This window comes from Oceanomicrobium pacificus (assembly GCF_009833495.1).
Lineage (GTDB): Bacteria > Pseudomonadota > Alphaproteobacteria > Rhodobacterales > Rhodobacteraceae > Oceanomicrobium > Oceanomicrobium pacificus.
Map to the genome: position 1 here is coordinate 138,114 of NZ_WUWG01000001.1, position 13,030 is coordinate 151,143.

At 65.9% G+C, this 13,030-nt stretch carries 14 protein-coding genes; 6 read left to right on the forward strand and 8 right to left on the reverse strand.

The window, feature by feature from the left end; all coding sequences use genetic code 11:
- Positions 1 to 2: 2 nt before the first annotated feature.
- Together GSH16_RS00675 and GSH16_RS00680 are read left to right on the forward strand one after the other, a co-directional pair.
- Positions 3 to 584 (forward strand): cytochrome b, encoded by a 582-nt coding sequence (locus GSH16_RS00675; protein WP_160850932.1) that lies wholly within the window; start codon positions 3 to 5, stop codon positions 582 to 584.
- A gap of 108 nt (positions 585 to 692) precedes the next feature.
- Positions 693 to 1,262 carry a YceI family protein gene (locus tag GSH16_RS00680; RefSeq protein WP_160850933.1) on the forward strand — a complete coding sequence of 190 codons (570 nt, stop codon included), beginning with the start codon at positions 693 to 695 and terminating at the stop codon, positions 1,260 to 1,262.
- Positions 1,263 to 1,281: 19 nt separating this feature from the next.
- On the opposite strand, the gene GSH16_RS00685 is transcribed toward GSH16_RS00680, so the two are convergent.
- Genes GSH16_RS00685 through GSH16_RS00710 form a run of 6 tightly spaced genes read right to left on the reverse strand, consistent with a single transcriptional unit; the run spans position 1,282 to position 5,794 of the window.
- Positions 1,282 to 1,542 carry an HPr family phosphocarrier protein gene (locus GSH16_RS00685; RefSeq protein ID WP_160850934.1) on the reverse strand — a complete coding sequence of 87 codons (261 nt, stop codon included), beginning with the start codon at positions 1,540 to 1,542 and terminating at the stop codon, positions 1,282 to 1,284.
- Positions 1,539 to 1,955: a PTS sugar transporter subunit IIA gene (locus tag GSH16_RS00690; protein ID WP_160850935.1), complete on the reverse strand. Its 417-nt coding sequence runs from the start codon at positions 1,953 to 1,955 to the stop codon at positions 1,539 to 1,541. Before GSH16_RS00690 ends, GSH16_RS00685 begins: the two co-directional genes overlap by 4 nt.
- Positions 1,952 to 2,866, reverse strand: a complete 915-nt coding sequence (rapZ, locus tag GSH16_RS00695) for an RNase adapter RapZ (RefSeq protein ID WP_160850936.1) — start codon at positions 2,864 to 2,866, stop codon at positions 1,952 to 1,954. The genes GSH16_RS00690 and rapZ overlap by 4 nt, the downstream gene beginning before the upstream one ends.
- 29 nt (positions 2,867 to 2,895) lie before the next feature.
- Complete coding sequence (locus tag GSH16_RS00700) at positions 2,896 to 3,309, reverse strand: HPr kinase/phosphorylase (protein WP_160850937.1); 414 nt, start codon at positions 3,307 to 3,309, stop codon at positions 2,896 to 2,898.
- Between the two features lie 32 nt (positions 3,310 to 3,341).
- Entirely contained in the window at positions 3,342 to 5,084 is a 1,743-nt protein-coding gene (locus GSH16_RS00705; RefSeq protein ID WP_160850938.1) for a stimulus-sensing domain-containing protein, read from the reverse strand.
- A 5-nt stretch (positions 5,085 to 5,089) separates the two neighbouring features.
- A complete protein-coding gene (locus GSH16_RS00710; protein WP_160850939.1) occupies positions 5,090 to 5,794 on the reverse strand; it encodes a response regulator transcription factor in 705 nt (234 codons plus the stop codon).
- 326 nt (positions 5,795 to 6,120) lie between these two features.
- Between GSH16_RS00710 and GSH16_RS00715 the strand changes: the two genes are divergently transcribed.
- Together GSH16_RS00715 and GSH16_RS00720 are read left to right on the forward strand one after the other, a co-directional pair.
- On the forward strand, positions 6,121 to 7,725 hold the full coding sequence (locus GSH16_RS00715) for a phosphoenolpyruvate carboxykinase (protein ID WP_160850940.1): 1,605 nt from the start codon (positions 6,121 to 6,123) through the stop codon (positions 7,723 to 7,725).
- A gap of 28 nt (positions 7,726 to 7,753) precedes the next feature.
- Positions 7,754 to 9,289 (forward strand): gamma-glutamyltransferase, encoded by a 1,536-nt coding sequence (locus GSH16_RS00720; protein ID WP_160850941.1) that lies wholly within the window; start codon positions 7,754 to 7,756, stop codon positions 9,287 to 9,289.
- A gap of 15 nt (positions 9,290 to 9,304) precedes the next feature.
- Here the strand turns inward: GSH16_RS00720 and GSH16_RS00725 are convergent, their stop codons facing one another.
- On the reverse strand, positions 9,305 to 10,075 hold the full coding sequence (locus tag GSH16_RS00725; protein WP_160850942.1) for a sulfite exporter TauE/SafE family protein: 771 nt from the start codon (positions 10,073 to 10,075) through the stop codon (positions 9,305 to 9,307).
- A 186-nt stretch (positions 10,076 to 10,261) separates the two neighbouring features.
- Between GSH16_RS00725 and GSH16_RS00730 the strand changes: the two genes are divergently transcribed.
- Both GSH16_RS00730 and GSH16_RS00735 read left to right on the forward strand, forming a co-directional pair.
- Positions 10,262 to 11,947 (forward strand): acyl-CoA dehydrogenase family protein, encoded by a 1,686-nt coding sequence (locus tag GSH16_RS00730; RefSeq protein ID WP_160850943.1) that lies wholly within the window; start codon positions 10,262 to 10,264, stop codon positions 11,945 to 11,947.
- The gene (locus tag GSH16_RS00735) at positions 11,944 to 12,360 is read left to right on the forward strand and encodes an META domain-containing protein (protein ID WP_160850944.1); all 417 of its coding nucleotides are present in this window, start codon (positions 11,944 to 11,946) and stop codon (positions 12,358 to 12,360) included. The genes GSH16_RS00730 and GSH16_RS00735 overlap by 4 nt, the downstream gene beginning before the upstream one ends.
- Here GSH16_RS00735 and GSH16_RS00740 read toward each other — a convergent pair.
- Entirely contained in the window at positions 12,348 to 13,028 is a 681-nt protein-coding gene (locus GSH16_RS00740) for a DNA-3-methyladenine glycosylase I (protein WP_160850945.1), read from the reverse strand. The genes GSH16_RS00735 and GSH16_RS00740 overlap by 13 nt on opposite strands.
- Positions 13,029 to 13,030: the final 2 nt, after the last annotated feature.

Consider the following 13,030-nt stretch of genomic DNA (forward strand, 5'->3'; position numbering starts at 1 on the left):
TCATGAGCGTCTGGAACACGACCGACGGCTGGGGCTGGCTGGCCCGCCTTTTCCACTGGGTCATGGCGCTCATGATCTTCGCGATGATCGGCTTCGGCTTCTACATGTCGGGGCTCGATGACCTGATTGCCAAGTTCGAACTGGTGCAGACCCACAAGAGTGTGGGCTTCACCGTCTTCGTGCTGGCGCTCCTGCGCATTGTCTGGCGGCTGGTGCAGCGCCGGACGCCGGCCCTGCCGGAAACCATGCCGCGCTGGCAGGTGATGGCGAGCCATGTCTCCCATGTCGGGCTCTATGCGCTGATGCTCTTCATCCCGTTGACAGGCTGGCTGATGTCCTCGGCCTCGCCGCTCAATGACGAGGGCGCCTATCCGTTCCGCGTGCCCAACATGGTCTTCGGCCTGTTCGAGATGCCCGACCCGTTTCAAAGCGGCGACAAGGACCTGTCCGCACTGTTCCACACGATGCACGAAACCGGGGTGAAGCTCCTGATCGCGCTCCTGCTGGTCCATGTGGCCGCCGCACTGAAACATGCGATCGTCGACCGTGATGCGATCCTGCGCCGGATGGTGCGCGGGCGGTGACAGACCCAGCGCCGCGAAATCCTCCCGATCTCACGTTTCGCGCCGTGCTTTGTGCATTCCAAGGGGCCGGACTTCCCGCTACGCATATGGGGTGAGAGGAACCGCCCCATGCGCACCATGCTGAAACTTCTGTGTCTTGTCCTTCTGCTGCCCGTGGCGGCGGCGGCTGAAACATGGCGCATCGACCCGTCCCGTACCGCGATCAGCGTGACGGTCAGCTATATCGGTGAGGGCCGGATCGCGGTGCGCTTTCCGTCCTATGAAGCTGCGCTGCGCTTCGATCCGGACAGGCTCGACGCCACGCAGGCGCGGATCACGCTCGACGCGTCGCGGGCCGAAACCGGACTTTCACCTGTCGACCTGATCGTGCGCGGGCAGGACTATCTGCACGCGGCGCGCTTCCCCGGCATCCGGTTCGAGATGGACCGGCTGACCCAGACCGGACCGAGCGACGCGGTGATCGACGGGCAGGTCACGATACGGGGCGTGACGCAACCGCTCCGGCTGGACGCCAAAGTTGTGCGCTACCGCCCCGACGCGGCACGGGCGACCGACCGGGAAATTGCGTTCCGTCTGACGGGTCAGGTCGACCGCAACGATTTCGGCATGGTCGCGGCGCGCGACACGATCGCGCCGGGCCTTCCGGTCCTGATCGATCTGGTGCTGGTGCCGAAATAGGCGCGGGCGGTGCGTCTGGTCAGACGCCCTCGCCGAACAGGTCGTCGACGAGCGCCTTCAGTGCGGCTTCAAGCGCCTCAGCCTCGGTGCCCGAGGCGGAAATCTCGATGCTCGTGCCCTTGGACGCCCCGAGCATCAGAAGCCCCATGATCGAATCGCCCGACACATGCATGTCGTCGCGGCTGACCGTGACCTTGGCGTCGAACTTCTCGACCGTTTCCACGAACTTGGCCGATGCCCGCGCGTGCAGGCCCTTTTCATTCTTGATGTCGAGGATCATGCGCCGGGTGCGCCGCCGACCGGCGGGATCGGCATTCCCATGGAATTGATATATTTTCGGCCGGCACTGATCGCCGTGTCCACCGCATCCTTCATCTTCATGTTGCGCGCCTTGGCGAGCTTCACGAGCATGGGGAGATTGGCACCGCACAGGACCTGACGGTCGGCACGACCGCAGGCGGCCACGGCAAGGTTCGACGGTGTGCCGCCGTGAATGTCTGTCACAACGACAACACCGTCGCCCGCATCGACCGCCTTGATGGCGGCGCCGATCTCGGCCTGCTTGGCGGCACGATCATCGTCCGGGCCGATGGAAATGGCCCGCGTGCCTTCATGGGTTCCGACAACATGCTCCATGGCGGCCAGGTACTCCTTGGCCAGACCTCCATGGGCGACAATCACAATACCGATCAACGCTGATCCGTTCCTCTAGCGGAGACGTCGGGCCCCGTTCGACGTTCCAGTTCACGGTGACGAATAGACACCCGCCATCCGTCGAGTTCAAGCGCATTTGCCAGCTTTTCGGCCGTGTAGACCGACCGATGCTTGCCCCCGGTGCAGCCCAGACCGATCGCGAAGTAGGCTTTACCCTCATCGCGGTAGGCGGGCAGCAGGAAAGTCGCCAAATCGGAGAGTCGCTGTAGGAACGCAGGGAATCGGGGGTCGGCCTGCACATAGGCGCCAACCTCCGGGTCACGCCCGTCGCGCGGCCGCAGGTCCGCGTCCCAGTGGGGATTGCGCAGGAACCGGCAGTCGAAGACCATGTCGACACCTGCCGGAAGCCCGCGCTTGTAGGAAAAGCTCTGGACCGACACGGCCAGCGGCACCGCATCGCCGCCCTCCGTCACGAACCAGTCCGTCAGCTGCGCCCGCAGGTCATGCGGCGTCAGGTCGGATGTGTCGAGCAGGATGTCGACCCGCGCCCGCAGGTCGTCGAGCAGCAGGCGCTCGCGCTCGATCCCGGTCTGCACGCTCTCGGTCGGTGCGAGCGGATGCCGGCGGCGGGTCTCGCTGTAGCGGCGGATCAGAACCTCCTGCCGCGCGTCGAGGTAGAGCAGCCGCACATCCAGCCCCGGGATCATCGTCAGATCGTCGAGCGTCTCGGTCAGGGCGGCGGCGCTGAAATCGCGTGTCCGCACATCGACGCCCAGCGCCAGCGGTCGCGGCCCGTGCTCGGCGGACAGAAGGCGCGGAATGAAGGACAGGGGCAGGTTGTCGATTGCCTCGAACCCCAGATCCTCGAGGATGGAAATGCAGGTCGAGCGCCCCGCGCCGGAGGGGCCGGTTACCAGAACCACCTGCTGCTGTTCGCTCTCACCGACCATGGTCACTCCTGCGCGCCTTCACGCAGCATCTAGCATTCCCGCCAGCCCCGCAACAGGGCAAGGAGGGCGGGCGCGAGGTCCGGATGCCCCTGCCCGCACACAAGCGGCAGGTCGATCCCTTCGATCGACCGCATACGCCGTGGCGGCAGGCGGTCAGGTTCGGCCGCATCCAGATCCACGACCAGCCCGAGCGTCGCCGCCGACAGGCTCGGCACGCGCAAAAGCCCGATGCCGCGCGCCTCGACGAGCCCCGACAGGCGCGCCGGCGCACGGGCGACCAGACCCGCTTCGGTCACCTCGAGCGCGACCTGATCGTCCGCGACCAGATCCGCACCGAGCGCCATCATCGCGAGGCAAAGCCGCGACTTGCCGGACCCGGACGCGCCGAGGATCAGGCAGCCCGCGGCCCCCACGGCCACGCAAGAGCCGTGTAGAAGCGTCATGCCCTCCGCGTCCCGGGATCGGGGGGTATCGGTCAATCCGGCAACTCCACCACGAAGCGCGCGCCCTGCGGCGGGCTGTCGGGATCGGCATCCGCGTCGCGGACATTCTGCGCCCAGATCTGCCCGCCATGCGCCTCGACGATCTGCTTGGAAATGGCCAGCCCGAGCCCGGAATGGTTGCCGAACTCCTGATCGGGCCGTTCGGAATAGAAACGGCTGAACACGTCCTTCAGATTGTCTTCGGGAATGCCGGGGCCGGTATCCTCGACCATCACGCGCACCAGCCCGTTGGTGCCGCGCCGCGCCGATACGGTGACCACGCCACCCTCGGTCGTGAAGGAGATCGCATTGGTGATGAGATTCACGAACACCTGTGCCAGCCGCCCTTCGAGCCCGCTGATCATCAGCGGCGTGTCGGGCAGATCCGCCTGCAAATGTCCGCCGACCTTTTCCGCGTTGGGGATGTTGTATTCGACGAGGTTGCCGAGCATCTTGCCCAGATCGAACGGCACCATCTCGTCGCGCACCAGTTCGCTATCGAGCCGCGAGGCATTGGAAATGTCGGTCACCAGCCGGTCGAGCCGGTTCACATCCTGCTCGATCACCTTCAGGAGCTTCTCGCGGTTTTCTTCGGTCTTGGCGTAGCGCATCGTCTCCACCGCCGAGCGGAGCGAGGTGAGCGGGTTCTTGATCTCGTGCGCCACATCCGCCGCGAAAACCTCGTTCGCCTCGATCCTGTCGTAGAGCGCGGCGGTCATCATCCGCATCGCGCCCGACAGATAGCCGATTTCATCCGGCCGCGCCGTCATGTCGGGAATGCGGATCCGTTCGGGGTTGAGCCGCCGCGACGATGTGGCCCCGCCCTTCTCCGCCGCCTCGGCGAGCTTGCGGATCGGCCGCGCGATCGTGTTGGCCAGCACCAGCGACAGCGCGATGGACGAGATCATGGCCAGCGCAAAGACCTGCAGGATCTGCTCGCGCTCGGTGCGGACGATCGTGTCAAGCTCCCCGCCCTGCGTCGTCAGCACGACGGCGCCTGTCACCGCGTCACCACTTGTGATCGGTGCCGCGACCGAGAACAGGATCTGCCCCGCGCGGTTGTTGCGCCGCTCGGGCGTGACCTCTCCGGTCTCGATCGCGGTCAGGGCCTGCTCGTTGGAAAACAGGCTCGACGGCGCGTCCTCGGCCTCCTCGACCCGCTGGTAGAGCCTCGCGAACCGGGTCCAGACCTCGTTCATGATGTTGGTCATCGCGCTGGTGCGCGGCCCGTCCTCCGGCGTGATCTGGGTGGGTGCCGGAGCATCCCCGCCGCGCTGCAGGAAGAACGTGTCGGCCAGAAGCCCGCCGTCGGCATCGAACAATTGCGCGCGCGCGGCCGTGTTGGCCCCGAGACTGTCGAGCGTTTCCACCGCGCGGGCCTCGTTCTCGGACTTCGTGTCGGTCTCCGACCAATTGGAGGAAATCGCCTGCGCGATCATCTGGCTTTCGGCCACCAGCGACCGCTCGCGCATCGAGATCAGCCCATCCTGAAACTGGTTCAGGTAGAGCACACCCGCGACGAGCACGCCGAGCGCGACGAGATTGAAGGTGATGATCTTGCGGGCAAGCGGCGAGCGGTGCCCGAAGGGCTTGCTACCCTCCCGGCTCCAGAACCCCATGCTCTCGCCCGCCTGCCTGCGGCCGTCATCATTGGGATCGTCCGACCAGCCCCCGCCAAGGATGATCCCGCTGCGTTCCTTGCGCGGCGGCCTCGGTCTCGGGGTGAGGTCAATCATGCAGGTCAGGCCTCGTTATATCTGTATCCGATGCCATAAAGCGTTTCGATTGAGGCGAAATCAGGGTCATGCACGCGGAATTTCTTGCGCACGCGCTTGATGTGGCTGTCGATCGTGCGGTCATCCACATAGACCTGATCATCATAGGCCACGTCCATCAACTGGTCACGGCTCTTGACCACGCCCGGCCGGTTGGCCAGCGCCTGCAGGATCAGGAATTCAGTGACGGTCAGCGTGACATTGTTGCCCTTCCAGGTGACGGTGTGGCGCAGCTGGTCCATCACCAGCGACCCGCGTTTCATCACGGTCTCGCCCTCATCCTCGTCCGCGCCCTTGTCGCTCGACAGGGCTTCCCGGCGGCGCAGGATCGCGTGGATGCGTTCCACCAGAAGCCGCTGGGAGAAAGGTTTCTTCACATAATCATCGGCGCCCATCCGCAGGCCCAGAACCTCGTCGATCTCCTCATCCTTGGAGGTCAGGAAGATCACCGGAAGGTCGGTTTTCTGGCGCAGGCGGCGCAGGAGTTCCATCCCGTCCATCCGCGGCATCTTGATGTCGAGCACTGCGAGGTCCGGCGGCGTGTCGGTCAGGCCGATCAATGCGCTGGCCCCGTCATTATATGTAATGACCTCATAGCCTTCGGCTTCCAGCGTCATCGACACCGAAGTGAGAATGTTGCGATCATCGTCGACAAGGGCAATCGTTGCCATTTTTGTCCTCCTGCTGTGCCTCGGTCGACGCTGCTGCGCCGTGAAGGGCCGTTCTGTCGCGCCCCCGCGTCCCCATAGGTGCCGCTCTACGCCGAAAATCGCAAGAAAAACCGAACAAATGACGCACGCGTAACCTGCGCCAGAATGACCACCTTAAAAAAATGGATTCACGAAAACGTCATGCTATACCGAGCAGAGTCGGGGAGGGGTGCGGTCCGGTTTCTGCCGACCGCCCGGAATTGGCCCTTCGGAGCGTCCAGCCCTGGCACTAGGGAAATGCCATCGGCGCGCCAGTGCTGATGGCCGATATTGGGAGTTGGCCCGACATGATTTCTGGCAAGGTCAATCCAGCGAAAACGCTGGAAAAGACCGGGTTTTCCGGCGTGGAATCCATTCATTACAACCTGAACGAGGCGGCGCTCATGCAGGCCGCCGTCACCCGCGGAGAGGGCGATATCGGCCTCGGCGGGGCGTTCCTCGTGAGCACCGGGAAACATACCGGCCGCTCGCCGCAGGACAAGTTCGTGGTGCGCGAACCCTCGGTCGAGGACTCGATCTGGTGGGAGAATAACAAGCCGATGGCGCCCGACGCGTTCGAGCGGCTGCATCAGGACATGCTGGCGCATGTTCAGGGCGGCGAGCTTTACGTGTCCGACCTGTTCGGCGGGGCCGACCCGCTCTACCGGCTCAACGTTCGGGTGATCACCGAACTGGCCTGGCACGGGCTCTTCATCCGCCACATGCTGCGCCGTCCGGAGCGGGACGAACTCGACACGTTCGATCCGGAATTCACCATCCTGAACTGCCCGAGCTTCAAGGCCGATCCCGAGCGCCACGGCTGCCGCTCGGAGGTGGTGATCGCCATTTCCTTCGAGCAGAAACTCGTGCTCATCGGCGGCACGTCCTACGCGGGCGAAAACAAGAAATCCGTCTTCTCGATCCTGAACTACCTGCTGCCCGCCAAGGGCGTGATGGCGATGCATTGCTCGGCCAACCATGCCAAGGGCAACCCCGATGATACGGCGATCTTCTTCGGTCTCTCGGGCACCGGCAAGACGACACTTTCGGCCGATCCAGACCGGGTGCTCATCGGCGATGACGAGCATGGCTGGTCCGATCACGGCACGTTCAATTTCGAGGGCGGCTGCTACGCCAAGACGATCAACCTGCGCCGCGAGGCGGAGCCGGAGATCTATGACACGACCACCAGGTTCGCGACGGTGATCGAGAATATGGTCTACGACCCTGACACGCGCGTGATCGATTTCGACGATGACAGCCTGACGCAGAACACCCGCTGCGCCTATCCGCTCGACTATATTTCCAACGCCTCCGAAAGCTCGGTTGCGGGCAAGCCCACCAATGTCATCATGCTGACCTGCGATGCATTCGGCGTGCTTCCCCCGATCGCGAAGCTGACGCCGGCGCAGGCCATGTATCACTTCCTTTCGGGCTTCACCTCCAAGGTGGCGGGGACGGAAAAGGGTGTGACCGAACCGCAGCCGACCTTCTCCACCTGTTTCGGGGCGCCCTTCATGCCGCGCCGGCCCGAGGTGTACGGGGCGCTCCTGCGGGACCGGATCGCTGAACAGTCGGCCGATTGCTGGCTGGTGAACACCGGCTGGACCGGCGGTGCCTACGGCACCGGCTCGCGCATGCCGATCCGCGCGACGCGCGCGCTCCTGACCGCCGCGCTCGACGGGTCGCTGAAGGATGCGGACTATCGCCGAGACCCGAATTTCGGCTTCGATGTGCCGGTGAGCGTCCATGGCGTGGCCGACCTGCTGCTCGACCCGCGTCGGACATGGGACGATCCGGACGCCTATGACCGGCAGGCCGCCAAGCTGGCGCGGATGTTTGCGGACAATTTCGCCCAGTATGAAGCCTATGTCGGCGACGATGTGATGGCCGCCGCCGTCACCGCCGCCTGATCCCGCCGGCCGCAACGGAGCAAGACCCATGTCCCATGCCGTTGCGGCCGGCCACCAGATGACGACAGACACCGCGGCCGATGTGCTGGCCGCGGGGGGCAGCGCGGTCGATGCCGTGGTTGCGGCCGGCTTCATGGCCTGTCTGGTGGAACCGGTGCTCGCTGGCCTGCTTGGCGGTGGCGTGATGATGGTCGCACCCGCCCGCGGACCGGCACGGTTGCTCGACGCGTTCGTTCAGACGCCGCGCCGGCATCGGCCCGGCGGGGAACTGGACCTCTCCACGGTGACGGTCGATTTCGGGACGACGCATCAGGACTTCCATATCGGCGCGGGCACGATCGCCGCGCCCTGCCTCGTGCAGGGGCTTCTCGACGCGCACGCGCAATTTGGGCGCATCCCGCTTGCCGAACTGGCGGCACCGACAGTGCGCGCCGCGCGCGAAGGCGTGCCGCTCAGCACCTTCCAGGCCGGGGTCTTGAAACTTGTCGCGCCGATCTTCACCGCCGATCCGGCTGTGACAGCCCTTTACGGCGACGCGGAGGCCGGGGCGGATGCGCCCCTGAAACAGGCAGGCGCACCGCTGGCCAACAGCCAGATGGCCGATTGTCTCGAAGTGCTCGCAATCGAAGGGCCGCGCTTCTTCTCCGAAGGGGAAGTGGCGCAGGCGCTTCTGTCCCTGCCGGGCGGGGCGCTGTCCGCGCTCGACCTGCGGCGGCAGGCGCCGGTCTGGCGCGACCCGCTCGACCTGACGCGGCAGGGCACCCGCGTGGCGCTCAATCCGCCGCCGGGGCTGGGCGGCACGATGATCGCCCTGTCGCTCGCGGGCCTTGACCATGCGCCCGCGCCCGAAGCCATTGCCGCGGCTCAAGTGGCCGCCGCAAGGTTGCGCCGCGACAGCGGCCTCGATGCCGACACTGCGGCGGCGAACCGCGCGCTATTGTCGGAGCGTGGGACCGACCGGTTCCGCAGGCTACTGGCAGAGACGCTCGCGACCCACCGCCCGGCCATGCGCGGCACCACCCATATTTCGGCCATCGATGCGGCGGGCAACGGCGCCGCGCTGACGCTCACCAATGGCGAAGGCTGTGGCCGGATGGCGCCCGGCACCGGGATCATGCCCAACAACATGCTGGGCGAGGAGGACCTTCTGCCAGACGGTCCGGAAAGCTGGCAGCCGGACCGGCGGCTCGCGTCGATGATGTGCCCGATGGCGCTGCGCGACCGTGAAGACGGGCTGGTGATGATGGGATCGGGCGGCTCGAACCGAATCCGCTCGGCCCTGACACAGGTGGCCCTGCGCCTCATCGACCATGGCGAAGGGCTGGAAGCCGCGATCACCCGTCCGCGGATCCATTTCGAAGCCGGCACCGAGCATCTGCTCGACGTCGAGGGGCCGTTCAGCGAGGAGTTGGAGGCGCAATTGAAACCGCACTGGCCGGAGGCCCGTTTCTGGCCCGACCGGTCGATCTTTTTCGGCGGCGTTCATGCGGTGCGGCGCGACCGGCGCGGCCATGTGGATGCGTTCGGCGACCCGCGCCGCGACGGGGCCGCGCGCACGGGCTGACCGCCGCCCTGCCCGTCAGCCGGTCAGACCGCGGCGCAGCAGGTTCAGACCCGCCAGCACCAGAACCGCCAGTGTCACCTTGCGGAACTTCGCCTGATCGAGCCGGTCCTGCACCCGGTAGCCGAGCGCCATGCCCGCCAGCGCCGGCAGCACCATGGCCGCCGACCAGGGCAGCGTCGCACGGTCGAGCACGCCCGAGCCGAGATGCGCCACGACCAGCACGATCGAGCCAATCAGGAAGCTGATGCCCTGCGCGCGGACCTGCTCGGCCTTGGGCGTGTCGCGCCCAACCAGATAGATCAGGATCGGCGGCCCCCAGACGCCGGCAATCCCGCCGAAGAACCCGGCCACGAGGCCCACCACCACCTCCGCCCGGTTTTTGATCCGGTCAGGGATTGTCAGCCGCCATCCGGCCAGTTGCAATGTGCCGAAAACCGTCACCCCTGCCCCGAGGATCAGGAACAGCGTGGATGCTGGCAGGCGCGTGACCAGTTGCGCGCAAAGATAGATCATCACCAGCAGGACGAGGTTCAGCCGCCAATATTTGCGCAAGGACCCGAGTGCCGCCGCCGATCCGTTGCGCATCGACTGCCAGATATTTGTCACCAGACCGGGCAAAAGGATCGCCGCCACGGCCAGTTCGATCGACATGATCGACCCGACGCCGCTGACCGTGACCATCGGCAGGGCAAAGCCGACCGCGCCCTTCGTGAAGCCGGCGAGCAGCATCACGCCAAAGGCGGCGGCAAAGAGCCAGATCCCGTAACTATCGATGATTGCGTGCATTCCGCCCTCCGCTTTCCCGGGTGTGGCATCCGGCGGGGCGCAATTCAATGCTAATAAAAAATCACATCAAGGTGCCCCTGCGAACTTTTATTGCGCAGCGATTGACGCCCATGGCGCGCTGGCATAGGTTTCTCGCAAATGCGAAAATGATTCCGCAGCGCAACAGCCGCAGGACAGGAGATCCCCTTGACCCAGACCCAGGCCGCCGCACCGACCCAGACGATCCTGCTCGACAGTTTGACCGCGCGCACCGCCCGCGCCCTTGAAGCGGCGGACGACCATCTGCGCGCCGCCCGCGTGGCCCTCGCGGCCCGCGTCGCGCCCGACGGGCGGGCGTACGGTACCGCCCTCAATGCGCATCAATCCGCGCTGCATGGCCTCTCGTGGCTCGCCACGACGGTCGAGGCATTGCGCCAGTTGCAGGGCTGGGCCGCGCGGCTGGAGGCCGACGGCCGGTTCGGAGAGGCCGAGGCGCTCATCCTGCAGATCGGATTTGGCGAATATCTCAACCAGATTGCCGGTGGCATCCCGATGTCGCAGGGCGAACTGACCCGCCCCGCCGACATTGGCATCGCGGCACCCGACGCCTCCGACCTGCGGCTGGCCGACCTGCTCCGGCACGGCAACAGCGATGCGGCCCGCCAGCGGCTGGTGACGCTGTTGCAGGCGCAGGGACCGGCACCGAGTTTCGGCGCGACCGGGCTCGATGAGGAATATGACATGATCCGCGACCAGTTCCGCCGGTTCGCGGACGAGAAGGTCGAGCCCTTTGCCCAGAGCTGGCATCAGGAGAATGCCTATATCCCGATGGACCTCATCGCGGAGATGGGCGAAATGGGCGTCTTCGGGCTGACGATCCCCGAAGAATATGGCGGGTTCGGCATGTCCAAGACGGCCATGTGCGTCGTGTCGGAGGAACTGAGCCGCGGCTATATCGGCGTCGGCTCGCTCGGCACCCGGTCGGAGATTGCGGCAGAACTGATCCTCGGCGGCGGCACCGAGGCCCAGAAACAGGACTGGCTGCCCCGCATTGCCAGCGCCGAAACCTTGCCGACCGCCGTTTTCACCGAACCCAATACCGGCTCCGATCTGGGCAGCCTGCGCACCCGGGCCACGATCGAGGGCGACAGCTACCGCGTGACCGGCAACAAGACATGGATCACCCATGCCGCGCGCACCGACCTGATGACGCTTTTGGTCCGCACCGACCCCGACACGTCCAACTATTCCGGCCTGTCGATGCTGTTGGCGGAAAAGCCGCGCGGCGATGACAGCCTGCCCTTCCCCGCCGACGGTATGACGGGGGGCGAGATCGAGGTGCTCGGCTATCGCGGCATGAAGGAATATGAGCTGGCCTTTGACGGGTTCACGGTGCCGCGCGCCAACCTGCTTGGCGGGGTCGAGGGTCAGGGGTTCAAGCAGCTGATGCAGACGTTTGAAAGCGCCCGTATCCAGACCGCCGCGCGGGCCATTGGCGTCGCTCAGAACGCGTTCGAACTCGGCTTGCGCTACGCGACCGAGCGGGTCCAGTTCGGCACCCCGCTCGCCACCTTCCCGCGCATCTATGGCAAGCTCGCGATGATGGCGGTCGAGATCATGATCACCCGCCAGCTCACCTACCATTCGGCCCGCGAAAAGGATGCGGGCCGCCGCTGCGACCTCGAAGCCGGGATGGCGAAACTGCTCGGCGCGCGGGTCGCCTGGGCCTGCGCGGACAACAGCCTGCAGATCCATGGCGGCAACGGGTTCGCGCTGGAATATCCGATCAGCCGTGTGCTCTGCGACGCGCGTATTCTCAATATTTTCGAGGGTGCCGCAGAGATCCAGGCTCAGGTGATCGCGCGGCGCCTGCTCGAGACGGGGCGCAATTGATCCGCCTGGCCGCCTGGCTGGTGGCGGGGCTGGCTCTGGCTTGGTTGTCCGCCTGCGACGCGGTCCCGCGCGAGGGGCTGGGCGGGCAGACCGATCCGGAAACGCGCTGGCGGCTCGCCGCGATTGACGACCGAGCCGTGAACGATCCGGTTCTGGTGACCTTCGGCCCCGGGCGGGCGATCAGCGCCGCCGGCCCCTGCCTGAAACTGACCGCTGAACAGAGCCTGCCGCTGCCGTGGTTCCGCGCGGACGACATCCGCAGCGCGGCCACGGGATGCACGCTCGGTGCCGATGCGGCCCGCTTTGCCGCGCGGCTGCCACATATGCGGCTGGCCGAACGGGCGGGCGATACGATCCTTCTGACCGATGATGCCGGAGGTTCGATCGAGTTGCGGCTGGCTCAGACGGAATAGGCCAGAATCCGGCTCATCCGCGTGTAGCTCTCGCCGCTCTCGGCCTTCCAGTCGTTGAACGCGGCCTGAATGGCGGCTTGCGCGCGTTTGGACCCTGTCGGCCCGTCAACCACGCCGGCCCGCCGGAGCGCTTCCACCACGTCGCCGCCCAGCACGAAACTGTCCTTGCCGATCCAGCGCAGCGCAAGTTGCCCGGTCAGCCCGCCGAGCCGGCTGCCGCGCTTCTTCAGCACATCCCAGAGCCCGACCAGATCGTCACCGGGCCAGTCGGCAAGGAACTTTGCCGCCGATCCATGTTCCTTGGCGAGATCGGTGAAGAACACCGCATTGTCGCGGATCGACAGGATTTTCGCCGCGTTCCGGATAATCTCCGTGTCCGACAGGTGGCGGTCCAGATCCTCGTCCGACATCATCGCGCAGCGGGCCGGATCGAACCCGTGAAACGCGGTCTCGAAGCCCGGCCATTTCTTGTCCACCACCGACCAGTTGAACCCGGCCTGAAACACTTTCCGGCTGAATTCCGACAGGATCCGGTCATCGCCCAGCGTGGCAATCGCCGCATCGCTGCCCGGCCCGTGACCCGGATGGGCGGCCAGAAGGTCTTCCAGCGCCCCGGCCCCGCCCTTGCGGTCTTCGGCCCGTGCCCGGATCGTTGCGAAACTCTGCATCT

Coding starts and splice junctions, on each gene's coding strand:
- GSH16_RS00710 (WP_160850939.1), bottom strand. CDS start 5,794: ATGGCAACGATTGCCCTTGTCGACGATGATCGCAACATTCTCACTTCG.
- GSH16_RS00705 (WP_160850938.1), bottom strand. CDS start 5,084: ATGATTGACCTCACCCCGAGACCGAGGCCGCCGCGCAAGGAACGCAGC.
- GSH16_RS00675 (WP_160850932.1), top strand. CDS start 3: ATGAGCGTCTGGAACACGACCGACGGCTGGGGCTGGCTGGCCCGCCTT.
- GSH16_RS00725 (WP_160850942.1), bottom strand. CDS start 10,075: ATGCACGCAATCATCGATAGTTACGGGATCTGGCTCTTTGCCGCCGCC.
- GSH16_RS00715 (WP_160850940.1), top strand. CDS start 6,121: ATGATTTCTGGCAAGGTCAATCCAGCGAAAACGCTGGAAAAGACCGGG.
- GSH16_RS00720 (WP_160850941.1), top strand. CDS start 7,754: ATGTCCCATGCCGTTGCGGCCGGCCACCAGATGACGACAGACACCGCG.
- rapZ (WP_160850936.1), bottom strand. CDS start 2,866: ATGGTCGGTGAGAGCGAACAGCAGCAGGTGGTTCTGGTAACCGGCCCC.
- GSH16_RS00700 (WP_160850937.1), bottom strand. CDS start 3,309: ATGACGCTTCTACACGGCTCTTGCGTGGCCGTGGGGGCCGCGGGCTGC.
- GSH16_RS00685 (WP_160850934.1), bottom strand. CDS start 1,542: ATGATCCTCGACATCAAGAATGAAAAGGGCCTGCACGCGCGGGCATCG.
- GSH16_RS00680 (WP_160850933.1), top strand. CDS start 693: ATGCGCACCATGCTGAAACTTCTGTGTCTTGTCCTTCTGCTGCCCGTG.
- GSH16_RS00740 (WP_160850945.1), bottom strand. CDS start 13,028: ATGCAGAGTTTCGCAACGATCCGGGCACGGGCCGAAGACCGCAAGGGC.